This is a genomic window from Paenibacillus tyrphae, assembly GCF_027925525.1.
Taxonomy (GTDB): Bacteria; Bacillota; Bacilli; order Paenibacillales; family NBRC-103111; genus Paenibacillus_G; species Paenibacillus_G tyrfis_B.
The window spans coordinates 45,898-71,674 of the sequence record NZ_BSDJ01000030.1 but is presented as its reverse complement, the minus strand read 5'-3'; the positions used below and the strand labels follow the sequence as shown (position 1 = coordinate 71,674).

General features: G+C 53.6%; 32 protein-coding genes and 2 riboswitches. Of the genes, 18 read left to right on the top strand and 14 right to left on the bottom strand.

From position 1 onward, the window contains the following. Positions 1–70 precede the first annotated feature (70 nt). Positions 71–919: a helix-turn-helix domain-containing protein gene (locus QMG93_RS27375; RefSeq protein WP_281942204.1), complete on the top strand. Its 849-nt coding sequence runs from the start codon at positions 71–73 to the stop codon at positions 917–919. A 79-nt stretch (positions 920–998) separates the two neighbouring features. Continuing rightward, complete coding sequence (locus QMG93_RS27370; protein WP_281942201.1) at positions 999–1,520, top strand: ankyrin repeat domain-containing protein; 522 nt, start codon at positions 999–1,001, stop codon at positions 1,518–1,520. A gap of 61 nt (positions 1,521–1,581) precedes the next feature. On the opposite strand, the gene QMG93_RS27365 is transcribed toward QMG93_RS27370, so the two are convergent. Continuing rightward, positions 1,582–2,034, bottom strand: a complete 453-nt coding sequence (locus QMG93_RS27365; protein ID WP_281942199.1) for a macro domain-containing protein — start codon at positions 2,032–2,034, stop codon at positions 1,582–1,584. 105 nt (positions 2,035–2,139) lie between these two features. Here QMG93_RS27365 and QMG93_RS27360 point away from each other — a divergent pair, with 105 nt between their 5' ends. Beyond that, positions 2,140–2,367, top strand: a complete 228-nt coding sequence (locus tag QMG93_RS27360) for a hypothetical protein (RefSeq protein WP_281942198.1) — start codon at positions 2,140–2,142, stop codon at positions 2,365–2,367. A gap of 96 nt (positions 2,368–2,463) precedes the next feature. Continuing rightward, complete coding sequence (locus QMG93_RS27355) at positions 2,464–3,279, top strand: GNAT family N-acetyltransferase (RefSeq protein WP_281942196.1); 816 nt, start codon at positions 2,464–2,466, stop codon at positions 3,277–3,279. Between the two features lie 13 nt (positions 3,280–3,292). On the opposite strand, the gene QMG93_RS27350 is transcribed toward QMG93_RS27355, so the two are convergent. After that, positions 3,293–4,147, bottom strand: coding sequence for a LysR family transcriptional regulator (locus QMG93_RS27350; protein ID WP_281942194.1), 855 nt, complete (start codon positions 4,145–4,147; stop codon positions 3,293–3,295). 130 nt (positions 4,148–4,277) lie between these two features. Between QMG93_RS27350 and QMG93_RS27345 the strand changes: the two genes are divergently transcribed. Together QMG93_RS27345 and QMG93_RS27340 are read left to right on the top strand one after the other, a co-directional pair. After that, the gene (locus QMG93_RS27345; protein WP_281942192.1) at positions 4,278–4,619 is read left to right on the top strand and encodes a DMT family transporter; all 342 of its coding nucleotides are present in this window, start codon (positions 4,278–4,280) and stop codon (positions 4,617–4,619) included. After that, positions 4,619–4,933: a DMT family transporter gene (locus QMG93_RS27340; protein WP_281942190.1), complete on the top strand. Its 315-nt coding sequence runs from the start codon at positions 4,619–4,621 to the stop codon at positions 4,931–4,933. The genes QMG93_RS27345 and QMG93_RS27340 overlap by 1 nt, the downstream gene beginning before the upstream one ends. Positions 4,934–4,981: 48 nt before the next feature. Here QMG93_RS27340 and QMG93_RS27335 read toward each other — a convergent pair whose 3' ends face one another. From QMG93_RS27335 to QMG93_RS27315, 5 genes are all read right to left on the bottom strand, one after another. Further along, positions 4,982–5,434, bottom strand: a complete 453-nt coding sequence (locus tag QMG93_RS27335) for a hypothetical protein (protein WP_281942188.1) — start codon at positions 5,432–5,434, stop codon at positions 4,982–4,984. Between the two features lie 9 nt (positions 5,435–5,443). Beyond that, on the bottom strand, positions 5,444–5,680 hold the full coding sequence (locus QMG93_RS27330) for a DUF6953 family protein (RefSeq protein ID WP_010504029.1): 237 nt from the start codon (positions 5,678–5,680) through the stop codon (positions 5,444–5,446). Continuing rightward, entirely contained in the window at positions 5,677–6,465 is a 789-nt protein-coding gene (locus tag QMG93_RS27325) for a hypothetical protein (RefSeq protein ID WP_281942183.1), read from the bottom strand. Before QMG93_RS27325 ends, QMG93_RS27330 begins: the two co-directional genes overlap by 4 nt. 129 nt (positions 6,466–6,594) lie before the next feature. After that, positions 6,595–7,023, bottom strand: coding sequence for a universal stress protein (locus tag QMG93_RS27320; RefSeq protein ID WP_281942181.1), 429 nt, complete (start codon positions 7,021–7,023; stop codon positions 6,595–6,597). A 137-nt stretch (positions 7,024–7,160) separates the two neighbouring features. Continuing rightward, the gene (locus QMG93_RS27315; protein WP_413789343.1) at positions 7,161–7,352 is read right to left on the bottom strand and encodes a hypothetical protein; all 192 of its coding nucleotides are present in this window, start codon (positions 7,350–7,352) and stop codon (positions 7,161–7,163) included. A gap of 216 nt (positions 7,353–7,568) precedes the next feature. Between QMG93_RS27315 and QMG93_RS27310 the strand changes: the two genes are divergently transcribed. The 4 genes from QMG93_RS27310 to QMG93_RS27295 all read left to right on the top strand — a co-directional run bounded on the left by QMG93_RS27310 (position 7,569) and on the right by QMG93_RS27295 (position 9,837). Beyond that, on the top strand, positions 7,569–8,213 hold the full coding sequence (locus tag QMG93_RS27310) for an SMI1/KNR4 family protein (protein ID WP_281942177.1): 645 nt from the start codon (positions 7,569–7,571) through the stop codon (positions 8,211–8,213). 157 nt (positions 8,214–8,370) lie between these two features. Next, complete coding sequence (gene imm48 / locus QMG93_RS27305) at positions 8,371–8,757, top strand: Imm48 family immunity protein (RefSeq protein WP_281942175.1); 387 nt, start codon at positions 8,371–8,373, stop codon at positions 8,755–8,757. 14 nt (positions 8,758–8,771) lie between these two features. After that, a complete protein-coding gene (locus QMG93_RS27300; protein WP_281942174.1) occupies positions 8,772–9,398 on the top strand; it encodes a DUF3267 domain-containing protein in 627 nt (208 codons plus the stop codon). 22 nt (positions 9,399–9,420) lie between these two features. Continuing rightward, positions 9,421–9,837: an e9imm peptide gene (locus QMG93_RS27295; protein ID WP_281942172.1), complete on the top strand. Its 417-nt coding sequence runs from the start codon at positions 9,421–9,423 to the stop codon at positions 9,835–9,837. Positions 9,838–9,867: 30 nt separating this feature from the next. On the opposite strand, the gene QMG93_RS27290 is transcribed toward QMG93_RS27295, so the two are convergent. Next, entirely contained in the window at positions 9,868–10,029 is a 162-nt protein-coding gene (locus QMG93_RS27290) for a CmcI family methyltransferase (protein WP_281942170.1), read from the bottom strand. 304 nt (positions 10,030–10,333) lie between these two features. Between QMG93_RS27290 and QMG93_RS27285 the strand changes: the two genes are divergently transcribed. After that, positions 10,334–11,311, top strand: coding sequence for a phosphotransferase enzyme family protein (locus QMG93_RS27285; protein WP_281942168.1), 978 nt, complete (start codon positions 10,334–10,336; stop codon positions 11,309–11,311). Positions 11,312–11,408: 97 nt separating this feature from the next. Here QMG93_RS27285 and QMG93_RS27280 read toward each other — a convergent pair whose 3' ends face one another. Continuing rightward, the gene (locus tag QMG93_RS27280) at positions 11,409–12,812 is read right to left on the bottom strand and encodes a PLP-dependent aminotransferase family protein (protein ID WP_281942166.1); all 1,404 of its coding nucleotides are present in this window, start codon (positions 12,810–12,812) and stop codon (positions 11,409–11,411) included. Positions 12,813–13,002: 190 nt separating this feature from the next. On the opposite strand from QMG93_RS27280, the gene QMG93_RS27275 reads away from it, so the two are divergent. Further along, the gene (locus tag QMG93_RS27275; protein ID WP_281942164.1) at positions 13,003–13,608 is read left to right on the top strand and encodes a metalloregulator ArsR/SmtB family transcription factor; all 606 of its coding nucleotides are present in this window, start codon (positions 13,003–13,005) and stop codon (positions 13,606–13,608) included. Between the two features lie 162 nt (positions 13,609–13,770). Here QMG93_RS27275 and QMG93_RS27270 read toward each other — a convergent pair whose 3' ends face one another. The 3 genes from QMG93_RS27270 to QMG93_RS27260 all read right to left on the bottom strand — a co-directional run bounded on the left by QMG93_RS27270 (position 13,771) and on the right by QMG93_RS27260 (position 15,737). Beyond that, entirely contained in the window at positions 13,771–14,064 is a 294-nt protein-coding gene (locus QMG93_RS27270) for a DUF3817 domain-containing protein (protein WP_054976822.1), read from the bottom strand. A 171-nt stretch (positions 14,065–14,235) separates the two neighbouring features. Next, on the bottom strand, positions 14,236–14,877 hold the full coding sequence (locus QMG93_RS27265) for a cyclodeaminase/cyclohydrolase family protein (protein ID WP_281942161.1): 642 nt from the start codon (positions 14,875–14,877) through the stop codon (positions 14,236–14,238). Continuing rightward, positions 14,874–15,737 carry a bifunctional 5,10-methylenetetrahydrofolate dehydrogenase/5,10-methenyltetrahydrofolate cyclohydrolase gene (locus QMG93_RS27260; RefSeq protein WP_281942159.1) on the bottom strand — a complete coding sequence of 288 codons (864 nt, stop codon included), beginning with the start codon at positions 15,735–15,737 and terminating at the stop codon, positions 14,874–14,876. Before QMG93_RS27260 ends, QMG93_RS27265 begins: the two co-directional genes overlap by 4 nt. A 92-nt stretch (positions 15,738–15,829) precedes the next feature. Beyond that, a riboswitch (ZMP/ZTP riboswitch) is annotated at positions 15,830–15,913 on the bottom strand. A 204-nt stretch (positions 15,914–16,117) separates the two neighbouring features. Here QMG93_RS27260 and QMG93_RS27255 point away from each other — a divergent pair. The 3 genes from QMG93_RS27255 (at position 16,118) to QMG93_RS27245 (ending at position 18,411) form a co-directional block, all read left to right on the top strand. Next, on the top strand, positions 16,118–16,744 hold the full coding sequence (locus QMG93_RS27255) for an HAD family hydrolase (RefSeq protein WP_281942157.1): 627 nt from the start codon (positions 16,118–16,120) through the stop codon (positions 16,742–16,744). A 34-nt stretch (positions 16,745–16,778) separates the two neighbouring features. Continuing rightward, on the top strand, positions 16,779–17,744 hold the full coding sequence (locus QMG93_RS27250; RefSeq protein ID WP_281942155.1) for a helix-turn-helix transcriptional regulator: 966 nt from the start codon (positions 16,779–16,781) through the stop codon (positions 17,742–17,744). Between the two features lie 70 nt (positions 17,745–17,814). After that, positions 17,815–18,411: an SRPBCC family protein gene (locus tag QMG93_RS27245; RefSeq protein WP_281942153.1), complete on the top strand. Its 597-nt coding sequence runs from the start codon at positions 17,815–17,817 to the stop codon at positions 18,409–18,411. Positions 18,412–18,891: 480 nt separating this feature from the next. Here the strand turns inward: QMG93_RS27245 and QMG93_RS27240 are convergent, their stop codons facing one another. Further along, the gene (locus QMG93_RS27240) at positions 18,892–19,509 is read right to left on the bottom strand and encodes an NUDIX hydrolase (RefSeq protein WP_281942151.1); all 618 of its coding nucleotides are present in this window, start codon (positions 19,507–19,509) and stop codon (positions 18,892–18,894) included. Positions 19,510–19,745: 236 nt separating this feature from the next. Between QMG93_RS27240 and QMG93_RS27235 the strand changes: the two genes are divergently transcribed. From QMG93_RS27235 to QMG93_RS27225, 3 genes are all read left to right on the top strand, one after another. Continuing rightward, positions 19,746–20,414 carry a transcriptional regulator gene (locus QMG93_RS27235; protein ID WP_281942150.1) on the top strand — a complete coding sequence of 223 codons (669 nt, stop codon included), beginning with the start codon at positions 19,746–19,748 and terminating at the stop codon, positions 20,412–20,414. 268 nt (positions 20,415–20,682) lie between these two features. Beyond that, positions 20,683–20,777, top strand: a riboswitch (cyclic di-GMP riboswitch). Between the two features lie 111 nt (positions 20,778–20,888). Next, the gene (gene ggt, locus QMG93_RS27230) at positions 20,889–22,604 is read left to right on the top strand and encodes a gamma-glutamyltransferase (protein WP_281942148.1); all 1,716 of its coding nucleotides are present in this window, start codon (positions 20,889–20,891) and stop codon (positions 22,602–22,604) included. Positions 22,605–22,694: 90 nt separating this feature from the next. After that, on the top strand, positions 22,695–24,743 hold the full coding sequence (locus QMG93_RS27225) for a methyl-accepting chemotaxis protein (RefSeq protein WP_281942147.1): 2,049 nt from the start codon (positions 22,695–22,697) through the stop codon (positions 24,741–24,743). 60 nt (positions 24,744–24,803) lie between these two features. Here the strand turns inward: QMG93_RS27225 and QMG93_RS27220 are convergent, their stop codons facing one another. Continuing rightward, a complete protein-coding gene (locus tag QMG93_RS27220; RefSeq protein ID WP_281942145.1) occupies positions 24,804–25,769 on the bottom strand; it encodes a DMT family transporter in 966 nt (321 codons plus the stop codon). Positions 25,770–25,777 lie beyond the last annotated feature (8 nt).

Here is a 25,777-nt window from a genome sequence, read left to right as displayed (position 1 = left end):
TTTGGAGCAGGAGATGGCAGGCACGGCCAAGAAGACATAAGGAATACAGCATTTTTGAAAGGTGAACGCCATGACTCCGCTTAATTTCCTTCCGTTTCTGCACGCCAGTAGCAGCAATTATTTCTGGAAGGGTAACGGCGCATTATCCATAAAAACGTTCCGCAACGGAAGAGCCTTCTATGAAGCGGGCCACGGACACTTCGCGGTCGGCGAGGGCAGCTATCTGCTGTTAAATCGCGGCCAGGAGTACTCGATTACGATTGAAGCGGAGACGTCCGTAGAATCCTTCTGTATCTTTTTTCCGGACCAACTGGCCGAAGAGGTCTACCGCAGCTTGATCGCCTCCGAGGAGAAACTGCTGGACGACCCGCTTTCCTTGAACCCGGGGCCCATTGACTTTGTCGAAAAAACTTACTGCAACGACGAATGGCTCGCTCCGGCATTATTGAAAATAAAGGCGGAATATGGGAACAGACTGGAGGATGGCGTCTGGCTGGATGAACAATTGCGTGATTTAGCGCAGAGGCTTGTGCAAGTCCATCGCCAGGTTCATCGGGAGATGCTGAAGCTGCCGTCGCGGAAAGCGTCGACACGGGAGGAATTGTTCAGGAGGGTCAGTATCGGGCACGATTATATGGCCGCTTACTATGCCAAGCCGATCACCTTGGAAGAGGTCGCAGGAGCGGCTTGCTTATCGCCAAATCATTTTCTTAGGAGCTACAAGCAGTTATTCGGTCAGTCTCCCCACCAATATTTGACCGAACTCCGACTTCAAGAAGCCAAAAGACTTCTTCTGCGAACCGATACGTCGATAACGGATATTTGCTTGAGCGTCGGATTTCAGAGTCCAAGCTCGTTCAGCGGTCTTTTTTCGAAGCGCTTTGGCGCCTCACCCTCCCGGTTCTGTCAAAAAAAGTGATTTTCGAGAAGCATATGCTGCACGCAGTGTGATAAGTTAAGAACAGAACGGACGACCTGCGGAAATGGAGGAAAATGAAATGGAGCTTATTCCAAGCATTGATGACGTATTTCAAGCGGCACAATCGGGGGATGCCTCGCGGCTGCAAGACATGCTGGAGGCTCATCCGAGCCTCGCCCATACGGAGAACGGAGACGGCCTGACCCCCTTGGGGTTCGCGGCGCATTTCGGCAATAAAGCTGCCGTACAGGTTCTGCTGGACTATGGTGCGGATGTGAATGCCGTGTCGCATTCCAAAATTTCTTATATTCCTTCGAATACCGCGCTGCATGCCGCGATTGCGGGGGAACGGGATCCGGAGGTCATCCGGCTGCTTTTGACCTGCGGGGCCCGAACGAATATCTTCGACAGCAACGGTCACACTTGTCTGCATACGGCCGCATTTCACGACGATAACATAGAGCTCGTTCGCTTGCTCATGGAGCATGGAGCCGACGTCAACGCCAAGACGGAAGGCGGAGATACAGCCTTGGGGCTCGCCGTCAGGCATGGGAACGAGCGCGTTGCGGAGCTGCTGCGCCGGCATGGAGCGCGGCTCTAACGGAGGTTAAAGAAAGGAGCGCTTGTGCGACAAGCACCGCTCCTCCCCCCCTTTTTAGCGCTTATTGGATTTGGTAAAGCGTCACTTCGTAATCGTCGAACGCTTCTTCCAGCATCTTCCCCACAATCTCCCAAGAACCGTTGGCTAACCCGCAGCCGATCCCATAGGGAAGCGCCACCGTTAACCCGTGCTCTTGCGCATAGTTTTTTAACGAGAGCAGGGCCTCTTTTAGTGCGGCATAATCCGTATACACTTTCTTCGATCGCCCATAGGTCAATTGGCCGAAGATGTTCGCGACGAACTTCCCTTGCACGGCTACAAGCTGAAGGGTTCCGAGAAGCTCCTCCGGAGCCTTATCTTTGCAATAATCCAGGTAGGACGTATACAGGTTCGGATATTTCGTTTTTAATAATTTCGCTACTCCCGAGCCCATCACGGCTTGGCAATTGACTTGATGGCCAACGATGTCTTCCTTAGCCTCCAGCAAATCTCCCACAATGATCGTTACTGCCACGCAAACCCTCTCCTTCGGTTAACAAGAATCTCCATCCGGACGATATAATACTAACATAACTTTTCATGAGGTGAGAGCTACCGTGGGAATTTTCGATTTGTTCAAATGGCGTGGGAGCTGTACTGCAAGGCTTTGCTTTCCAACAATCAGGTCTATAAGCTCATTCAAAATATAGTGGCGGACAAATTCAGCGGGGAGATCGACAACAAGAAAATTCAAAACATCCTATTCCAAAGCTCGGAATTTAACGCCATTAATAATGCATTAAACGACGGCAGCGCTCTGGAAGATCTGATGACCGGCCCGCTGGTCGTGTTCGCGCCGGAGAAGTAGTCATCGCTTAGCAGCGTGAACCCATAGGTAAAAAATGGTACAATCATGGTAGCTCCCACAGCCTCTCCAGCAAATGCTTAACAAGGAGGATTTCCAATGACGACAGATCTTAAACAGCTGGCCCAACTCGTTCGGGCGAATTTTATAACCAGATCTACCTGCCTGGCGAAAGATTCCGGTGAGATGAATGTCCGCGAAACGGCGGATTTTATTCGAGTGGATTGCGGACTGCCATCCGATACGTTCAACAATTCGATATGGCTTAAGGAACAGGTGAAGCCGTCGGACACAAGTATGATCGAAGAAACCGTTGAATACTTCAACAAGAAGCAATACCCTATGGCGCTGTGGTCATGGGAGGATCGCAGCAGTTGCACGTTTGAAACGTTAAGAAGTCTAGGGCTGAACGAAGCGGAGATCAATATCGCCATGTACGCCGACTTGGACGCGCTGCAGCCGGATACGAATTGCCCGGCGGAGCTGAAGCTGAAGGAGGTAGCGTCTGCCCGGGACATCGAACAATACGCAGACGTGCTGGCTTCTTTATTCGGCGAATCGCCGGAAGCTGTTAACGTTCGGTTATATTATAAGAGGATACCCGCTTCCCTCCTGCTGAACCATTCCGTCATGAAGCTGTACATCGGAACGATTCAAGATGACGTCGTTTCTACGGGCTGTCTCATTTTCGCTCCCGATAGCGTCGGCATCTACGACATTGCCACGAGGCAGGATTGCCGGGGAAGAGGCTTCGGGTCCGCCATGTTTAACTTCCTGCTTGCGGAAGCCCGGAAGCGCCGCACCGGACGGTGCGTACTCCAAGCTTCGTCGGACGGCATTAATATTTATAAGCGATCGGGCTTTGAGCCGGTCTGCGAAGTGACGGTTTACGAAAACCGTCACCTGATTGAATAAAAGCAGAGGGCGGTTACAGCCCGTTTACCTTTACCATCTCTACGAAAGCGGCACAGGCTTTGCTGGAAAATCCATCGTTGCGGCGGACGAAGCTTGTTGTCGTATAGCGAAACGCTTCCGGAACCGGGTAGCTTCCCAGCTCCTCGAACTCCCCGGATCGTACGGATTCGGGCAGCAGCGTAGCGGCAAGTCCGGAACGTACGCAGCTCAGAAGCGTTTCCAGAGAGCTCACTTCGAGCATATTGGCCAAAGGAATTCCTTCGCTGTGAAGCCACGCTTCCAGAACCGCCCGGAACGGACAGCCCTTCGGCGAAACGGCCCATTTCATATGGGCAAGATCCGGGTATGTCTCCCCGGTTGTCCGGGTCAGCAGCCGGAGCTCGTCTTTTGCCGTATGTTCGAAAACCAGCTTCGACGAACCGATCTCGCCGGTAACGAACGTTCCGTCGAGCTGATGATTCAGCAATTTGGCAAGCAAATCCGCGGAAGTTCCGGTCGTGATCGAAAGAGAGACACCGGGATACCGGGTTTGAAAATCCGCCAGAGCTTTCATTAAATTACGGCAATTTACGGTTTCCACCACCCCGATCGCCAGCGGGCCGCTCGGATAATCCGTCTCCCGCACCGCTCTCACCGCTTCCTCGGACAAATTCAGGATCGTTAGGGCGTAATCGCGAAAGGCGCCGCCTTTTTCCGTCAGGACAACGCCTTTCGGATGCCGATGAAATAACGGGACCCCCAGCTCCGACTCCAGCTTCCGGACTCTCGCGGTCACATTCGATTGAACGTAGCCCAGCCGTTCTGCGGCGCGGGATATGTTTCCCTCCTCGGCAATGACAGCAAACACTTTAAGATCCGTCAATTCCACCGGATATCCCTCCGTTCTGATATCAAAAATAATGATGCCATTATTAATATTGATCATTATACGATATGCCTTTATTGAATTACAATGACATCAAGCGTTTCTAAGCAAGCAAGGAGGAGAAAAGCAAGGGATGAACAAAGCATGGTGGTTGTTAATATTGGCCGGGGCAACGGAGGTCGTCTGGGTCACAGGCCTGAAGCATTCGACGGCGTGGTGGGAATGGCTGCTCACCCTCGTATTTATCGTATTTAGCTTTAAAGCCTTTCTCGATTCGGCGGCCAAATTACCGATCGGTACGGTGTACGTGATGTTTACGGGGCTCGGCACGGCCGGTACGGTCATTACCGAAATTGTGCTTTTCGGGGAATCGGCGCATCCGCTCAAACTTATGCTCATCGCTGCGTTGGCCGCCGGCGTTCTGGGGCTTAAGCTCGTTACGAAGGATGCCGAGGCCAAAGGCGGTGAGGCGTGATGGCATGGGCTGCTCTGCTGGCCGCCGGACTGTGCGAGGTTATCGGCGTTGTTGCCCTCAAACGCGTGACGGAGAAACGCCATTGGACCTCGTACTTGCTCCTCATCGTCACGCTCGGAACAAGCTTCTCGTTATTGTCGCTCGCGATGAATCACATCCCGATGGGCACCGCCTACGCGATATGGACCGGCATCGGAACCGCAGGAAGCACGCTGCTCGGGATGTTCGCCTTCGGCGAGCCGAAGGAATGGAGGCGGATCTTGTTCATCGGCCTGATCCTCGCGTCCGCCATCGGACTTAAACTGATTTCATAGAAAAAAGAGGGCTGCTTCTCCTGGCGGGAGCTGCCCTCCTTCCGGAGCTTATGCCTTTTTTACCAAGATCGTATGGTCCTGCCGGTCATGTTCGACGGAAATATAATCATCCTCCGTCTCGGTAAGCTGTAACGGAACGTGTAAGCTCCATATGCCTTCTTCCCAACTTAAAATTTCGACCATATGCTTCAAGTGAAGGTTCTTTTCTTCGTTGAAAATATCGAGATATTCCATTAAGTACGCCTTGTTTTCCCGGGGATCGATCCGTACCGCAAAATGGTACATCATTGGCTCCCGGTGCCTGACACCCATCCAGGCCATGTCCGCTTCTGCAAACCGTTTGTAGATCTTCACGGATTCGTCGTGGGTGAAGCGCCTCGGCTGATCTGCAGACAGCGCCACGCCGTCCGATACTAGGTAGTAGCTTTCCTGTTCGGTTAAATACGTGATAAGCTTCTTCTCGATCTCTCCGTCTTTCTTGAACCTGTGAGGCAATAGCATGCGCTCCTCCTACGTCCAGCCCCAGAAGAAAGCGTCCCGGTCCCAGGCTACCCTTCCCTTGTGCAGCTTCTTGAACGCCTTCTTCACTTCCTTATCGATGGACGCGTTCCCGTTCTCGTTGACATAAATAAACGCTTCGCCAAAATGAGCGGAGATATGTCGCACGGCATCGCTTTGATAAAGAATGCCCGCAGACTTCACCTCATTCAGCATCCATTCCGCAACCTCATTGGCGGTAAAACTCATTCCTCATCTCCCCTTCCTTTGAATCGCAGCCATTCCTCCGCGCTCGCAGCCTTTACATGAGGGTTAGGATGCTCCATCAGCCCCTGCAAAATTCCATCGATTTCGGGCCCCCGAAACTTGGAGATCACTGCAACGAACTCGACCAGAATGTCCGGATTGGACGAATCCTTCAAAAACAACAACGGCCGAAAGTCCTTGATACGGCGGTCGTGATCGATCTTCAGCCTCCAGATGGACCTCAGTATCGACGGGATCTCTTTTTCCTCAGCTTGTCTTAGTTGGGACAGCAGCTCCTCGTACTTTCTCAAAATCTGCTTGTTGTCGTTCACTTCACCGCCGCGCAGGCACCCGGGACAAAGGCACCTCTTGGTTCCTTTCACCTTCGGATAAAAGCGCCAGCCGATCGTCTGGGACAGCTTTTTGGTTCGCAAGATTTCGTTCTTGAGGATTTTTCTCGGCACGATCACCTGATAGCCCATCCGGTCTTCCCGCTCCAAAAAAGCCTTCACGGCCTGCCCGGCGTTTCCCCGTCGGTGTTTCTGGTAATAATCGCCGAAAAAGACGGCCTCCTCGTCACTCAGTTTAAAATAAACGGCGGTCATATTCTTTTTGTTAAACCGTCTCAGCTCCCGGAGCCATTGATGCGACGCGTAAAAATCGTGAATCAACGGCATGCAGAAGACGCCGTCTCCGACTCCGTCCACATGCACTTCGCTCGGCTTGATGCCGTTTCGAACGATATTCGCGATCGAATGCTCCGGCGTTAAATGTACAAATACGGGCATAGTTCACCTTTCGCTTTATAATCTCCTCCGCAGGGATCGACTCCCAAATTATATCATATTGTACTCGAAGCGAGCCGCCGTGGGAAATGAAAAAAGCACCCGTTAAGGTGCTTTGCTTACCCGCTGCCGTTACTTAATTACGAGCACCGGAACTTTCGAATGCTGAACGACATTGTGGCTGACGCTGCCAAGAACAAACTCGCGAAGACCGCTTAGTCCCCGGCTTCCCATAATAATAAGGTCGACGCCGTTTTCTTCCGCATACTCCAGAATCGTAACGGCCGGCTGGCCTTGCTGCAGCACGTGCTTTACCCGGGACACGCCGGTAGTCAACCCTTCCGCTTCTTTCAGCACGGACCGGGCATACTCTTCGTAGTCCTGATCGAGGGTGGCCGGAACGGTGACGAAGGCGGAACCATAAGCAAGAACCGGAGATTGATATACATGGATGACGATTAATTCCGCCGAATCTTCCTGAGTAATAGCTACCGCTTTTTGAAGAGCTTTCACGGACAGCTCGGAACCGTCAAAAGCAACTAGCACTTTTTGGAATGGCATGATTGGAAACCTCCCCGCAGATCGTTTACACTTTTATGGTAACGTCTATACGGGGCCAAAGATATGATCTAAATCACACTTTGCCGGAACCGGGCCGCGTACAAGCCAAAATCCCCCGGGACGGGGGATCGAATCGACTAGCAAAAAGGTCTCCGAAAAGGTCGGTCGAGGAGTACGATGGCCAACAGGTCAAACAAGACGAGCGGAAGGATGAACGGAAAAAACGAAACGGTAGCCTTATTGCGGTTGTTAGAGCCCGTTTGCAGGTAAACGCGGTTATGGTCTACTTTGACGATCCGCCCTTCGTACGAGGCTCCGCTGATTGTCACGATTCGTACTCGTTTGTTAATATATTTCTTACAGGTATGGTAATGTTCGTGAGTAGCTGACATAGCACACCATCCTTTCTTGTTGGACATGGTATATTCTATGTGCTTCTACGAACAAAAGTGCGGGCTGGTCCGGCAGAAGCTTCGCCAATTTTCGTAAACTGGTATAATGCGAGATTCCCGAAATGAAAACTGGAAAAGGAGCTCAAATAAACGATGATAGAAAAAGTTTCTTGGATCAAAGAGCAGTTGGAGCCATATTTCTCCAGAGCCGTTGATATCGCCTTTATGCATGTGCAAGAAAAAGTGCCACAGGAGATGCGGGACGGAGAAGTCGACGAGGAAGGCTGGGTAAAATGGAAGCTCCTCGATTCGACCGTAAACGAAGACGAGATCCGGGCGGTGGAGAGCGAATATGCGATCGAATTTCCGCCGTTTTTTAAAGCGTTCTTGATGAGCTATCATTACGTGTCTCTGCAATTCGATAATGTGGAAGTAGACGGAGAATACATAGGCGATTGTCAATTTATAGAGATGCCTTCGCTGTCCTCGGAAGAAAAACTTCAGTCCTTGGAATTTTTAATAAGTGCCTGGGAACCGCTGCTGTCGGCAGGCTATGTGCCTTTTGCCGAGTGCGAAGACAGCCAAGGTCCGGTATGTTTCGATACGATGCGGCGACAAGAAGACGGAGACTGTCCCGTTGTATGGTTCTTGCACGATCATTTGCACGAGTTAGGCGAAGAGGTGTCGAGGAACAGGGATCATCTCGTGCCTTACGTCAGACCGATCTTCGGTTCGTTCAAGGAAATGATGACGGTTTTGTGCAGCCAGGAGTCGGTAACGGAGGGCACGGAGGAGTAAGTTTCTACGGAGCTCGGGAACCACTCCCGTACAAAGTCCGGTGAATCTTCATGCCGTTTTTGCTTCCTTTTCCCGTCTTATTACGTATATACCAGAGGATGGAACGCTATCGCCGACCCACTCTGATAAATTTGCCGGCAGGAAAGGATGTCACCCCATGGAACAACTCACTGAAATTACGGAATTCGCGGACAGGTTGTTTGATCTGATCGAGATTCCTTTTACCGAAACGACCGAGCTCGAACGGCAGCTGATCGCCGCTTTCAGCTTCGGCGCCGTGATGGCGGTTGCGGTCCGGGATGACCTGGATCAACCGCAGACGCATGCGCTGACGATCGCGATGCTGATGCGCGCATTTCAATACAGCGAGCATCAAGCCGCCGCTTTCGCCCATGATCTGATCCAAGCGACAGACCGGGATCATCATCCGACGATGAACACCATCATTCATCGGGGCATCAACGGACACTACGAATACGTGAATGAAGAAATGGAAGATTTGCGTCAAAATCTGCTTCATATTTTAAATTCGTTGAGCGAGTGAAATGAGTGAAATCGATGAAAATACGGAACCGATTTCCGAAAACCGACAAACAAAAGCATGCGGAGTTCATCCGCAACGGCTGGGCCTTGCTGAAGGAGCCCAAATCTCCCATACGCGCTCTAGTCCTGTCCGTTCCATTCATGATCATCAATCTCATCGTGACCCTTGGGATCGCAAGTATGTTTTCGGCCGTCCCTCTCCGTAATTATTTGCCAGAATCGATATTGATCACGATCGACTTGAAGAGTATATTGGGAGTTGTATCGCTGCTCTTGGTTCATGAGCTGCTGCACTTAATCCTGATTCCGAACTTTATCGCATCGAAGAGCACCTATGTCGGCATTACCTTGTTCGGGGGATATGTGTATACGGAAGAACAAGTATCCAAAACGAGATATATCGTCATTACGCTATTGCCCTTTATTGTCATATCCATCATACTTCCGGCCCTGCTGGGCCTATTGGGGGCGTTATCCCCTTTCATCCTCTTTTTGATCGTCTTAAATGCGTTGTCGTCTTCTTTGGACATCTTGAATTGGATTCTGATCTGGATTCAAGTCCCTTCCAAAGCGGTCGTTGTATGCAACGGAACGAAGACGTATTGGAAATCGACTGCAAGGCAAAAATCTTCTCATATCTAAAATCGCTTAGGACGTGAACGGGATGGAGCAAACGTTGTCTTACGAGAAAATTTTCGAATTGGTGCAGGAAATACAGAACGCCCATGATGCCGGGAAGCCGTACGAAGAAAAGCTGAAGCTGCTCAAGGCCAATGTCACTTATCCGGATGTCGAAGAACTGCTGCTATATACCGACGAAGGCGCCGAGTTTGTCGCCAAAAGACTGTTCCATCACCGATCCGTCCTGCCAGGCGACTTGAGCAGAGAAGAGCTGATCGAGCTTGTAGAACAAGTGATGCAGTGCTCGGGAGAAGAGTGGGAAATGGACATTTGGCTGGATATGATTACGAGCTCGGTCGCGGACCCGGGCATCAGCAATTATATTTTTTGGAGCGACGAAGACTTGTCAGCCGAGGAGATTGTGGACAAGGCGCTGGCCTATAAGCCGATCCTCCTGTAGAACAATTGCCCCCTCAATGGGGACAGCGCCTCATTTTATTTTGCGCAAATCGCCTCTCGGGTTGAAGGTAATTTCCTGATAGATCATCAAATCGAGCGGCATTTTCAGGATCTGCACCCCGAGCCATCTCGTATTCTGCCATACGAGGCTATCATAGTAATGCCGATGGAACTGGTCGATGAAATCACTCATGCCATCCTCTCCTCTTCCTCTTCATTTATAAAAGCCATTGTATGTGTGCGGCCTGCAAAATGGTTCGTACACCAGCCTTCCCCAGCGGTTTTGCGGCGAATTTGGTTATAGTCAAAAAGCCACACCACCCGGTTACCGGTTTATGGTAATCTATCCATGGCTTATAAGCCGGTTCATACCTTAGCTTCAGGAAGGGAGTGACGCGATTTTGAAGAGTGAACTTCAAATTAGCATACCGGTGGGAGGACTCGCCGCTTAACCGGGCTTTGTTCTCCCGCATGGTATGGCGGGGGGCAGATCCACAATGATGAATTTACGAAACATGGTGCAGGGCCTGGAGTCCGACGCGGTCGCTCTGGAGCTGATCGCGCACTGGGAGCACGACCAAGGGACATTAAAATTTTGGAGAGCAAGCTCGACCTTTGTGTACGCCGTTAAGCACAAACGGAAAGCGTATTTTCTAAGATTCGCATTCGAGCAGGAAACCCCGCTCGAACAAATCGAAGCGGAGCTGGAATTCATGCAATACTTGCATCGGCACGGGTTCCCCTGCGTCATTCCGCTTCCGTCCGTAAACGGCAGGCTTATCGAATCCGTGCAGTTGCCCCAAGGGCGGTACTACGGTGTCGTGTTCAGCAAAGCCGACGGAGTGCCATTGTATGAGGTTGACGAACTGCCATGCGAGGCGTGGGGACGGTCGCTGGCCTCGCTGCACGCCTTGTCCCAGGCTTACGAACCGGCGGGCGGAAAGCGACGCAGCTGGCGGGAAGCGCTCCTGTTCGCGGAGAACGTCCTGCATAGGCATCCTCACGAGAACGAAGCGATGGCCGAGCTTGCCAGAGTGAAGGCTTGGCTGGAATCGATGCCGGCTGCGGAAGAAGCTTACGGTCTGATTCATTACGATTTTCAGACGGATAACGTCTTTTGGCAGGAAAAATCCGGGCAGTTGAGCGTCATCGACTTCGATGATTCCATGTACCATTGGTTCGCTATGGATATTGCGGCGGCGCTTGCGGATCAATTAGAAGACGGGAGCCCGGAAGGCGAGGCGCAGCTTCAGGCTTTTGTGCGCGGGTACCGCTCCGTCAGACCGTTGGATGAGGCTATAGTGCAGGCCTTCCCGCGGTTTCGGAGATTCGCCGAACTGTACAGCTTCGCCAGACTGCTTGCTTCGCTGGAAAACAGCGAGCTGGAGGAGGCCCCTGAGTGGTTGGACGGGCTGAAGGCCGAGCTGCAGCAGTACTGCGACGAAATGCGGCAGGGCTTTGCGAAGCCGTGGTAAATGCTAGACCTATGGATTAAAGCTTGAAGCGAGGCCGGAATTCCGGCCTCGCTCGTTCGAGTAATACCGCCCTCCGTGTACACTTGCGCACACGGAGCTACATGCCAAGCAGAGCCCGGCTAAGCCGGGCAATCCCCTCCTGAATATCCTCCTTGGGAAGATGACCGTACCCTAAAATAAGCCGGCTGCGGTGCGCTTCTTTGTCGTTGGCATGCTCTTCCACCAGATACACCTTCACTCCCCACCGCTCGATCTCCCGAACCGCCTCTTTGTCGAACCGGCGTCCGGGAAACTCCGCGACGAGATGCAGCCCGGTCGAATCGCCGATGATGTTCACCTGGCCCGGAAAAGTAGACCGCAGACATTCGATCAAACAATCTCTGCGGCTTTTGTACAGCTTCTTCATCTTCCCAATATGCCGTTCCAGATAGCCCGCTTCCATAAAACGCGCAAGAATGAGCTGATCCATCGAAGGCTTGTGCAGATCCGCGTACCACTTCAACCGGCGGCAGGATTCGACGAGAGGCATCGGAAGAATCAGGTAGCCCATGCGCAGCGCCGGAGATAAAATTTTGCTGAACGAGCCGATGTAGAGGACGCGGTCCGGCTCCAGCCCCTGTAAGGAGCTGACGGGCGGCCCTTCGTAGCGGAATTCGCTGTCGTAATCGTCCTCGACCAAGTAGCAATCGTGTGAACGCGCGTATTGAATCAACTGAATGCGCCGCTGAATCGGCAGCGCTCCCCCCAGCGGATATTGATGCGAGGGCGTAACGAATGCGAATTTGGGCGAACTTGCCTGCGGCAGCAAAGCCGTCTGCATCCCGTACTCATCGACCGGTACGAAGCGAATGGTGGCGCCTTGGGCTTGAAACATCGCCTGAATATCGCAGGTGATCGGATCTTCCATGATCACTTCGTCGCCCGGCGACAGCAACAGCTTGGACACCAGAGACAGCGCTTGCGTAGCGCCGGAAGTGATGACGAGCTGGTCCGGGTGACAGTACACCCCCCTGCTTTTCAACAAGTACTGTGCCAACACATGCCGCAGCTCGGGACGCCCTTCGGGAGCATCGTACCCCAGCACCGCAGACGACGCTTCGTTCCAGACGGCCGAAGACAGCTGCGCCCATATTCTGCGTGGAAATCGGTCCAAGGCCGGAATGCCCGAGCGGAAATTGACGAGGCCTTCCTCCCGGAGCAGGTTATCATACGCGCTCGGCGCAATCGCTTCCGTCACCCGCCTGCGCTGTTCGAGATAGGTGCCTTCCGCCACGAACGTCCCTGAGCCTCTCCGCGAGATCAGAAAGCCTTCCGCCAGCAGTTGGTCGTACGCCTCCAGAACGACATTGCGCGATACTTTTAGCTCCCCGGAAAGCTCCCGCGTGGACGGCAGCTTCTCTCCGGACGGAAGCTCTCCTTTTAAGATGCGGTCGCGGATTTGCCCGTACACCTGCCCGATCAGCGGCATGTCGAGCGACCGGTCAATCGGAATCCATAGCATAGACCTCTCCCCTTTTGGCCAAAGTAGTTCCATTCAAATTCAGCTTCATTGGCACTATTATAAACCACTCGCCCATGCTACAGTAAATTCATTGGATTTCATTGACAGCAGAAGCTAATTTGAATATTATCTAATTAGATAAATATTAAATTAGATGCGCACTAAAAAACATGGAGGTGATCTTCAACCCATGCAGCTGGATAAGATCGTCAACTATCATAAAGCGCTCGCCGACCCGACAAGAATCCGCATCCTTATCCTGCTGGCGGACGGGGAGCTGAACGGACAGGTGCTCGCCGACAAATTAGGCGTAACCCCTGCCACCATTACCCACCACGCCGCCAAACTGCGGGAAGCCAGCTTGCTTTATGAGCGCCGGGTGAAGAATACCATCTACTTTTCGCTAAATCATCACTTCATCAAGGCGAACGCCGCCGCTTCGGTAGAGCTGATCTACTCCCATTCCAACGAGACAGGAGGGCCTTCCATGCCCGAGGACAAAGCCGAACGTCTGCAGCAATCCGTTCTGAAAAACTTCTTCACCTCCGAAGGCAAATTAAAGCACGTGCCTGCCCAGTTGAAGAAAAAGCTGATCGTCCTGGAGCATATCGTCTCCCGATTGGAGAAGGGACGAAAGTATACGGAGCAAGAAATCAACGACTTCATCCGACAGTATCACGAGGACTTTGCGACGATCCGCAGGGAATTTATTATGCACCGGTTCATGTTCCGGGACAACGAAGAGTACGAGCTAAATCCGCGCAAAATGTGGGCCAAGTGGGATAAGCTAACCTAAGCAGAGGAACTTGCAGGAGTAATTCGGGTCGGTGAACCAAACGGTTGTAAAACAAGAAAATGAGAAAAACTCCTTACCGGAGTCTTTTCGGACAAATCGTTATAGGCGGCTGCGAAAGGCAGACCTGCAAGCTTCTCCATGCGGCTGCCTTTTTCGGGTCGCCTAACGGCTGTTTTTCAATAAGCGAGAATCCAGGATAAAATTGCCGAACGGAATGAAGGCGGCAAGCATGGCGAACAGCACTTTCAGCACGGTCCAGCGGTGAGCGAAGGTGACGTGGATGACGGCCAGCACGTACAGCACGAACAACAGGCCGTGGAGCGATCCGACAATTTTGACGGCTTGCGGCATATCCAGAAAATACTTGAGCGGCATGGCGATGGCCAGCAGAACGAGATAGGACATCCCCTCGATAAAAGCGACGATGCGCAAGCGGCCAATGGGATGATTCAACATGGCATGACCTCCAAATAAGAAATAGAATGTAACCGCTGTCTTCTGGCCCGCACCGGACGAGCCCAAAGATTCATCTTTATTATAAACTGCCGGAATTCGCCAAGCATTGGGCAATTGTGACTTTTTTCAAACACCTGCCTGCGACCGGAATCAGCCGGCACCAGCGATTGGTCAATGCCCCGCAATCCGGCTGTGGACGGTTCGGAGCACCTGCGTTTTGAGCGACTCCGCCTCCTGAAGCATCGCGGTCATCTGCCGTTCATATTGCGCTCGAAGGTCCGCGTTTCTCAGCGAACGCAAGTTGATCCGCACGGTCAACCCGGCGGATTGGGCGGACGCTTCGAACAGCAGCGCCCCGATGCCCAGATCCGAGACGACATGTTTGTTGCAGCACCCGGCGATCCGCTCCGCATTCCGCAGCCCGTCCAAGCATACCTGCACCAGCCGGAGCGGGACCCCGGTGGCACCCATGGCCGCTTCATCGATCGCCGTGCGTCTTGCCTCCCGCTCCTCTTCGCTTTCCTTAGGCAGCTTCAGCGCCCTCATATATTCCTCGAACGCGCGGATATCCGCTTCCAGCAGCTCCTCGCACGCCCGGGTAAGCCGGTTCATCGTCTCCAGAGTTTCGCCTATGGAAGTTTGGAATGAGGCGAAGGCCTCCCCCTGCGACAGACGGCTTGCCATCGACGCCATCGCGGCTCCGAGCGCTGCAGCGAGAGCGGCCACACTGCCTCCTCCCGGCGTCGGCTCCACGCTTCCGGCCTCCCGAACGAACTCCCCCACCATTCGGTTCCACCATACCGTTGACGTCATTGTCCCGCCACCTTTCCTCGGACCTGCAGCTCCAGCGCTTTCAGCACATTTTCGAATAAAATCGCCGTCGTGAGCGTCCCGACGCCGCCGGGTACCGGGGATACCGCCTTCACCGCTTCGGCCGCTCCTGCAGACACATCCCCTGCGATACTTCCGTCTGCCGATTCGTTAATTCCCGCATCGATGAGAACGAGCTCCGGGTGAACCATCTCCCGGGTCACAAGGCCAGGCTGTCCTGCCGCAGCAAAAGCAATCTCCGCATGCCGCAGATGGAAGGCAAGATCCGGGGTGCGCGAGTGACAGACGGTGACGGTGGCTTGCTCTCGCTGCAGCATATGGAAGAGCGGCAGCCCTACCGTCTGGCCCCGGCCGATCAACGCAACGTTACTGCCTTCCAGCCGGTAGCCGTAATGCCGAAGCAGCCGAATGCAAGCCTGCGGCGTGGCGGGGTAAAGACCCTCGGCGCCCGTCATCGTTGCCAGCTTGCTTGCAGGCGTTACCCCGTCTACGTCCTTCTGCGGTGCGATGGCGCTCTCGATCCGTACCTGGGACCAATGCTTCGGCAGCGGAAGCTCCAGCATAATCCCGTGAACGTCGGGATCGGCGTTCCACTCGGCGATCAGGCTCATCACTTCGCTTTCCCGCACGTCAGGCCGGAACGTTTTCAACTGGAACGCAATGCCCAGCCTTCCGGCAATCTTTTGCTTGGCCCGGACATAGAGCAGCGAGGCGGGATCGCCTTCGACTAAAATAACCCCCATGCAAGGCTGACATCCGGCAGCCTTCCATTCCTCCGTTCGCTTGAGAATCCGATCATACACTTGATCCGCCGCCTCTTTCGCTTTGAGCAGTTGCGCCATAGGGCTCGACCTCCAATGTATTTTCACTAGAATTGGGCACATAAACGAAAAAAAAGCATCCGCCAAAGCTACTCCAACGAGTCTTCGGCAAATACTTTTACCCAGGCGAACGGCAAGATTCCGACCGCATGCTCCCTTGTGGTTATCCACTCTTTTCGCCAGTCGCATACGGCTTTCGTTTGTTGTTGCTATTGTAGCAGAAGGAACGGCGTATGGAAACCTTGATTTTGCGAATGCATAAAAATCACGAAATTATGCATATTTCATTATGTAATTTAGGTATTATTACTTATATTCATTGACATTCACTTGTTAATACAAGTTTTTATAAGTATAATTAAGTTATATTGCATTATTCATAACGAAAGGATTGATTCCTCATGTATCCTTGTCTATTATTCGATGTAGATGGTACGCTGCTCGATACGGAGCAGGCGATTCTTAGTTCACTGTCGGACCTGTTGCAGGAGAGGAACATCCCTTATGAGCCTGAGGATCTTACCTTTGTGCTCGGCATACCGAGCGTCCGCTCGCTCCCCCGCTTCGGGATTCAAGATATTGAGGAAGCCGCGAAACGCTGGAACCGGCTGATGGAGCGGTATGACTACCAAATCCGCGTATTCGAAGGCATCGAACCGATGCTGCGCCGGGTCAAAGAGCTCGGGCTGCGGACCGGCATCGTCACCTCCAAGACACGCACGGAATATATCAAAGATTTTGCCCGGTTCGACCTGCACCCTTACTTCGATGTCGTCGTCTGCGCCGACGATACGGCCCGGCATAAGCCGCATCCCGAGCCGATTCTGACCGCCTTGAAGCGGCTTGAAGCAGAGCCGAAGGACACGCTGTACATTGGAGACAGCATCTACGATATGCAGTGCGCGGCCGGAGCGGGCGTCGCCTCCGGACTGGCGCTGTGGGGAGCGTACGATGCCGGAATTGCGGCCAATTACCGTCTGCGGCATCCGAAGGATATTCTGACGATCATGGAGGCCGCGCTTCCATAATCCCTTCAGCCGCTTAGAAAAGGAGCATCAAGCTATGTCTAAAGCGGACAATATGTTATCGATCCTGTGGCTGCTTAAAAAGGGGAAGCGCATGACCGCCCAACAGCTCGCGGACGAGCTGGAGATTCATGTGCGCACCGTCTACCGGTGCATCGACGCTTTGTGCACCAGCGGGGTTCCCGTCGTCGCCGATGCCGGGCATCATGGCGGCTACAGCTTGCTCGAATCGTTCAACGAGGCCCCGTTGTTTTTTGATTTAGAGGAGCAGACGGCGCTCGTCCATGCGGCGGCTTTCGCCCAGCAGGCGGGCTATCCCTACGGCGAAGCGCTGGAGCGGGCCGTTGCCAAGCTCAAGAGATACACGAACGAGGAGCAGCTCCATGCGCTGGAGCGGCGCGAATCGGGACTGGAGGTCATCCATCCGCCAGTCTCTCCCCGGCTCGAGTCGGTTCTGCAGGTATTGGAGCAGTCCGCCGCCGAAGGCCTTACCCTGCGGATCGCCTATCAATCGGGCTACGAATCCGACGTTACAGAGCGGAACATCGATCCGTACGGGCTGGTCCATTGGAAGAGCGCATGGTATATCGTCGCTTACTGCCGGCTCCGCCGGGAAATCCGCAGCTTCCGGGTCGACCGTATCCGCGATTGGACGCGCACCGAGGAGAGCTTCGTGCGGCCGGGCGGGTTTTCCGCCCGGCAGTTTTTGCTGAAGGATCTGCTGCCGGGCCCCGAGACGCAAGAAGAACTGATTACTGTCCGCATCCAAGGACAGCCGCAGGCGATTAACGATCTCTGCCGACACTGGCTGCTCGGTCACACGCTCGTCGAACGGTCGGCCGATCATGCGCAGTTTCAAGTCACCGAGTCGTTCACCTACACCCGCTTGCCTTACATGCTGCTCGGCTACGGGGGATCGATCTTTGCCGTCGAGCCGCTCCCGCTCAAAGAATGCATGGCGGGCATCGCCTCCGCGCTTGCCGAATATTACGAAACCTTATAACTTCACTGGCCATCCGTGTCAGTGAAGTTTGTTTATAATAGGATTATCTAACGTTTTGGAGGATGAAACGATGACGACCCCGATCTCCAAGCAAGCTTTACCGGACGAAACCGGCCATACGCGGGAAGAGTGGCTGATGATTTTGCAGAAAACCGTGGACCAGACCTGGTCCTACGAGGATATCGTTAACTATTTGCGCGACGAGCATGACGTGGAGCCGCGTTGGGGCGAGACGATCGCCGCCGCCTTCGAGCAGAAGCGGGGCCGTAGACCCGCGGGATTGACGGCGGCGTCCGGCTTCCAGATCGGGGTGCGCCGGACGCTGCCGGTTTCCCCGGAACGGGCCTGGGAGTTGCTGACCGCGCCGGAAGGGCTGCGCTTGTGGCTGGGCGTGCTGCCCTCTCTCCCGCAGCAAGGGGAAGCCTATTTGACCGAAGACGGCACGTCCGGCCAGCTGCGGGTGCTTAAGCCGCTGTCCCAGCTCCGCATGACTTGGCAGCCTCAGGATTGGGAGCATGCGTCTACCGTTCAAATCCGTCTGCTGCCGGCAAGCTCGGGAAAAACGATGATCAGCTTCCATCAGGAAAAGCTCGAGGACGCGTTCCGCCGAGAAGAAATGAAGCACCGCTGGGAGCAAGTCATCGCCAACCTGGAGGAGAGAATCTAACACGAACAGATTCAGCCATATCGCCCTCCAGGTAACGCGGGCCGAAGCTGTTCCCGATCAACGTGACCTATTATGCGACATATTATGCGGTCTATTTCGAAGCCCCTTGCGGCAACGCCTACGAAATCGTTCAGCGCTTGAACTAGCCTCGTCATGCCGTACGAGCAAGCCTATCCCCTTTCGCAGAGCCGCTTATACGGCGCACTGCCTCCTCGCCATAACCTCAAAAAGAGGGGCTTCCGCCCCTCTGAGTGTTGAAAAGTGGTTTTTGACTGAAATAGAGAAACATACGGAGGTGGGGTATGCACTGGAGGAGCGATAGCGTTCGCCTTTGTCCGCGGGAAATATCCGCTGCGAAGCGGCTTCAAATCAAAATTTCCTGCGGACAAGAGTGACCGGAAGTGGATACCCCGCCCCCTCGTAACCTCTATTATCTCAATCGCCCACGTTCTCAACAAGCCTAGGGCCCTCCGCCCCTCATCAATCCAAAATGACCGGTTTGTCCGGATCGCGGAGAAACTCGAACATCGTCCGCAGCTGTGCCTCGGTGTTACGCTCTACCGATAAGACGGGCAGCTCGTCTTCGCCGAAAAAACCGACGGCCGACGTTTCCACCCCGGTCGTGGCGCTCCCTCCGATAATGTCGCATCGGATAAACAGCTTATAAATATGATACGGCTCCGGCGGATGGCCGTGAAATTTCTTGTCCAGCACGGCGAGCAGCCGGACAGGCCTTGCATCGAAGCCCGATTCCTCCTTGATTTCCTTGACCGCAACCTCCGACGGCGACAAGCCGATATCCGCCCATCCCCCCGGAAGCGACCAGACGCCGTCGTGCTTTTCGCGGACCAGCAGAAGCTTCCCGTCCCGGAACACGACGCCGCGAATGTCCACCTTCGGCGTGGCATAGCCGGTATCGCTGGCGAACGTCAGCTTGATTTTCCCGGGGTCCGTCTCCGTGTAATGAGCCAGAATGTCGACGCTCATTTGCCGCAATTCCTCGAACCGCTCCCGATCGTAGACATCCTTCGTATACGCCAATCCGGTCTGCGCGATTGCTTGAATCTGCTTGGCCCATTCCAACCATCGGTGATTCATAGGACAGCCTCCTTCATAGCTGTGTAAGGATCGTTCCCCCTCATTATACCTTCCTGGCGTCCCTGCCTACAATTATTTCCAAACATTCGCCGACCGCCCGTTTGTCCGTCCATCGAATTCGGTTGACAAGATTTCCGATTGCGAAGATACTAAAGATACAGAAAACTTTTTTGGTGCTCAAACTATTTTTTTGAAACTCACGGGGTTTGCACACTGAAGGAAAGAAGTGAGACGGATTGGAATCGGTTAAAGAGGAGATCAGCTTCCTCCTTCCCATGATTCGCTGCATTGCTGCGCAGTTCGGGGATAAATGCGAGGTCGTGCTGCACGATTTGACACAGGGGTACGAGAGCACGATCGTCGCCATCGAAAACGGCCACATTACCGGAAGGAAGGTCGGCGACTGCGGCAGCAACCTCGGGCTCGAAGTGCTGCGCGGCACGGTCACCGACGGCGACCGGTACAACTATATTACGCAGACGAAGGACGGCAAAATTTTGCGCTCGTCGACCACGTATATCAAGAACGGCAAGGGCGAGACGGTCGGAGCTTTGTGCATCAACTTCGATATTTCGGATCTGCTCGTGGCGGAAAATACGATCCGGTCGCTCACCATGCACAGCCTCGATCAGGAGGTCAAGGAAGTGTTCGTGAACGACGTGAACGATCTTGTCGATTATTTGCTGCAGGAATGCCAGAAGTCGATCGGCAAGCCCGTGTCCCATATGGCCAAAGAGGATAAGATCAAGGCGGTGCAGTTTTTGGACGCCCGGGGCGCGTTTCTCGTGAAAAAAGCCGGCGACAAGGTATGTCAATTTTTAGACATTTCCAAGTTCACGCTCTACAATTACCTCGATGAAATCCGGGTAAATCAGGAGCGCAGCGCAGCCCAAAAGTTTTTATAAGTCCATAGTCATGGAATCGTACTGCGCCTGCGGGTGCGGCTCTCAAGATAGAGCGAAGCTCTTGCGGATGATTTGGATCACCGCGGGCTTCGCTTGTTGCCGTTTCTGAAATGGTTTTCATACGACGTTTTTCGACATTTATGTCGATTTTTCAAACTATATGTCTGATTGTGAGGAATTTTACAAAAAAAACAATTGCCGGACTAGGAAAAATGGTGTATATTTCCTACAAGGCCATAGGCTGAATTTTCCATACGGGATCCTTTTAACATGAAAAAGGCAAACTATTCGAAAGAATAGGACGCAAAACTAGAGGGGCTAAGGCTGCTATTCCTATAGCGGCTACGCCAGCCAGCTACCTGTCATCAAGGATAAGAACAAAGGTGACGGCATAGTTCTGTCTCCTTTTTTGCTTTTCCACTCTCTTTTGACAGGCGAACAAAATCTGCTGGACAACGAAGAGGAGGAAAACGAATGCGAGCAAGCAAGAAGAAAATGGCTATTTTGGGAACCGTCGCGGCTTTATGCCTCTCTACGGTTTCAAGCGCCGGAGCTGCAAATCGTCCGACTACCATGGCGCCTAGCGGAATGGTCACGACTCAACATTATTTGGCCTCGGCAGCGGCCTTGAAGGTGCTGGAGGACGGCGGCAACGCCGTAGACGCAGCCATCACCGCAGCGGCTACGCTGGCCGTTATTTACCCGCATTACACGAGCATCGGCGGAGACAGTTTCTGGCTGATCTACAACGCCAAAAAGAAAGAGCTCAAAGCGTTAAATGCAAGCGGTCCTTCGAGCGAGAAAGCCACCATCGATTACTATAAAAGCCAGGGCTACAGCAAAATCCCTTCCAGAGGCTACTTGTCGGCTAACACGGTACCGGGCACGGTTTCCGGCTGGTGGGAAGCGTACAACTACGCCGACGAAGAGATCGGCAACAGCAAGCCGTGGCGTTCTTTGCTCAAACCGGCAATCAAATATGCGGAAGACGGCTTCCCTGTTACGCCGAACCAGGTATATTGGACCAATGTCAATCTGGATACGAAGGATGACGAGCTGAAGCATCTGCAGCGCTTCGAAGGCTGGGCCAAAACCTACTTGAAGCCTGACGGACAGGCGTACAAAGCAGGCGAGCTGATGAAGCAGCCGGATTTGGCCAAAACGTTAAAGGTCATTGCCAAAAAAGGCGCGGACGGCTTCTATAAAGGCGATGTCGCCGAGAAAATCGTCAAGGACGTGCAAGCGAACGGCGGACTGCTGACCCTGAACGACTTTGCGAACTACAAAGCCGAGTGGCAAAAGCCGATTTCGACGGATTACCGCGGGTACAAGGCATACAACGTTCCGCCGAACTCGCAAGGCATTGCTTCCCTTTCGATCCTGAACATTTTGAACAACTTCGATGTGAAAAGCTTGGGCGAAGGGACGCCGGAGTACTACCACCTGATCGTAGAAGCGACGAAGCAAGCGTTCGCGGACCGCAACAAGTGGCTGACCGATCCGAAATTTGCCGACATTCCGGTGGATTACCTGCTCTCCCCTGAGCATGGCAAAGAAATGGCGAAACGTATCGATATGAACAAAGCCGCAGCCGACGTTGTGCCGATGGATCCGAAGGGCGATACGACCTGGATGGGCTTCATCGACAAAGAAGGCAACGCCGTATCGTTGATTCAAAGCCATTACTTCGATTACGGTTCGGGGATCGTAGCGAAGGACACCGGCGTTCTGCTTCAGAACCGGGGCAGCTACTTCTCCTTGGATCCTAAGGAAGTCAACCATCTGGAGCCGAAAAAACGCTCGTTCCATACGATCAACCCGGCGATGCTGTTCAAAAACGACAAGCCGTACATGATCTACGGTACCCAAGGCGGCGAAGGACAGCCGCAGACGCAAGCCGCACTTGTTACCCGCATCGTCGATTTCGGCATGCCCGTTCAAGATGCGATCGAAGCGCCTCGCTGGCTGCACGGACGCAACTGGGGATCTACCTCCAACGACTTGAAGCTGGAAGGACGCATTTCGAAAAGCGTTCAGGATGAGCTGATCCGTCGCGGTCATCCTGTCAAAATGATAGACGATTATACTGATGCGGTCGGGCAATCGGGAGTCATTCTGATTGATCCGGAAACGAACGTGAAATTTGGCGGAGCCGACCCGCGCGGTGAAGGGGCGGCACTCGGATACTAACCGTCTTACGGACTGCCGACTCTATGCTCAGCAGTCCGTTTTTTCTTTGCAGCAAGCCTGCGCAAAATTACCGAAGTAAGCGAGGATGAGATGATGGAGGAACGCGCTAAACCGCAGATGCAAGCCGGACAATTCGGCAAGCTGACCGGATGGTTCAGCAAAAAGCTGAAGAATAAAATGATCGCCTGGTTTTTGATCGTATCGCTTGTGCCGGTCCTGTCGATTTCCTATTATATTTCCAAGACAAGCTCGGCGGAATTGATCAAGAAGCAGTCCGAATCGTACGAAAAGCTGGTGGTCAGCACCGCGACGCTGATCGACCAATACATATCCGAACGTATGGCCGAAGTGAAAATATTGGCTTCTACCACCGATATCCGGTCGAATGATGCGGCGGCGAAGACCAAGTTTATCAAAAACTTTACGGAAAGCACCAAAGTTTTCGACGGCAACACCTTTATTTCTCCTAACGGCATCGTAACGGCCGATACTATCGAAGCCAGCGTCGGCGTTAACTTAGGGGAAAGACCGTTTTTCAAAAACGGTTTGCAAGGAAAATCGACGTATACTGAAGTATTGCTAGCCAAAACGACCGGCAAACGCTCCATTATTGTAGCCACACCCGTCAAAGACGCTAACGATGCAGTGATCGGCGTGCTTACCGGGCTTGTCAATTTCGAAGGTTTTATGGATAAATACGTAAAGCCGCTGATGATCAATGACGGAGAAGGCTATCCGATTGTCGTCGATTCCAACGGAATTATTCAGCTGCATCCTGTGAAGGAACTCATCGGAAAAAGCGTAGCCGACTCCGGCGTCTCGCCGCTGCTGGCGGATATCCTGAAAGTCGGAAACAAGCAAACGGGCTCGACCACCTACACCGACGGCGGCAAAACTTACATGGTCGCCTATTCCCCGATCCCGCAGACAGGGTACGGCCTGTATCTTCATTTGCCGGTGACAACGATCACGGCGGAAGCCTCGAAGATCGAGCAGAACGTCCTGATCATCCTGCTGATTGTGGTTGCTCTGGTCATTGTTGCTGCTTATTTCTTGGGCAGACAAATTTCGAGACCGATTGCGGAAATGGCTGCCGTTACCAAACAGGTCGCCGATGGCAATTTGAAGGTTGAGCCTTTGCCTATCCGTACGCAGGATGAAGTGGGACAATTGGCCCAGTCGGTCAATACCATGGTGGAGAGTCTGCACACCTTCGTTTCCCAGGTTACGCTGACCGCGGAGGAGGTTGCCGCTTCGGCGGAGCAATTGTCGGTGAACGCCGGGGAAACAAGCAAGGCGACGCAGCTTATTGCCTTAACCATCGAGCAGATGGCCGACGGAACGGAACGGCAGATGCAAGGCGTCGAGGCCAGCGTCAACGCGATCACGGAAGTGGCGAACGGCGTTCAGCAGGTGGCGGCGAATGCCCAGCAGGTGACGGATTCTTCCCAGCACACGCTGCAGGCCGCCACGGAAGGAAACCAGGCCATTCAAACGGTCACCAGGCAGATGCAATCGATCAATACGACGGTCAACGAAATTGCCGCCAATATTTCAAGCTTGGGCGCGAGATCGACCGAAATCGAAAATATCGCCAAGGTCATCTCCGGCATCGCTACGCAGACCAACTTGCTGTCGTTGAACGCCGCTATTGAGGCGGCACGCGCCGGAGAGCATGGACGCGGCTTCGCCGTGGTAGCGAATGAGATCCGGCAGTTGGCCGAGCAATCTTCCCAATCCGCTGCGCAGATCGGGGAGCTGATCTCTACGATCCAGAACGAGACGCAGAACGCCGTCGCTTCCATGGAGCAGGGAACCAAGGAAGTGAGCCTCGGCATCGAAGTCGTCAACGAAGCCGGGAAATCGTTCGATCTGATCCGGGAGTCCATCGACCAAGTGACCATCCAGATTCAAAACGTTACGGAATATGCACGGCAAATGCAGTCCAGCACCGGAGAAGCCGTTGAATTGGTTAGCGAAATTTCGGAGGTGGCTCGACAGTCTGCGGACGGAACCCAGAATATTTCGGCTTCCACGCAGGAGCAATTGGCTTCCATTGAAGAAGTAACTTCCTCTTCGGAATCCCTGGCCAAAATGGCCGAGGATCTGCAAAGTATTGTAAAAGAATTTAAGCTGTAGAACATAGGACGGCCCTCGTTTCTCTTATGGAGACGAGGGCCGTCGTTGTTCGTCCGTCCGTCATGCGCGGGACGGGTCCTCTCCGCTCTTGCCGGAAGCCGCAGGCTGGCCCGGAGCTTGTCGCTTCGTGCCGAAACGGTTCGCCCCGATCACCCCGGCAATGATCATCACCGAGCCGACGAGATGATAGACCGTTACCGTTTCGCCGAGTACCAGCGCTCCTGCCGCAATCGAGACGACCGTCCCGAGATTGGAGAAAACGCTCATTTTGGACGCTTCCATCTTGGACAGCACGTAATTGGACAAGAGCGAAGTCACCAGCGAGGACAGCACGCCCAAATATACAATTGCGACGATAAAACGGCCGCTGCCGAGCGGCTCGAACAGTTGGCCGAGCGTTCCGTCCATCCCGTGCTTGCCGAGCGAAATCAGCAGGAACGCGCCGAAGCCGAGCCATGTCGTAACGAAGCTCAACTCCCAAGGGCTGAACCGCTTCGACAGCGAGCGGGCCATAACGCTGTATCCGGCGAAGGCGACGCAGGACAGGAACAGCAGAAGCAAGCCGTTCATGTTGCTCACATCGATCGATCTGCCGTTCATGACGAAGACGAAGACCACCCCGAATACGGACAAAAAAATCGACAGCTTCTGCTTCGCATTGGTCCGCTCCTTCAAAAACCAAGAGGCCAGCAGCATCGTGATAACCGGTGTGAAGGCGTATAGAATGCCGCCTTCGGCGGAACCGGCGTGCACCAGCCCGAACGCTTGAAAGGCGAAGAACGCGACAGGGTAAAATACCGCCAGCAGCAGGACGTCCTTGATCCGTTTGTTGCTGTAGTCGAGCTTGATCCAGCCGACGGCCGCCGGAACAGACATGACGACCGCCGACAGCAGAAAGCGGAACATGAGCGTATCCAGCGGATCGGCCGACTCCAGCGCCTGCTTCGTGAACAGAAACGAAAATCCGATAATCACGGCATTCAGCACAGCGCACATGTAAGCAAGCCGCAAGCCTGTGGTTTTCATAGCTTTCT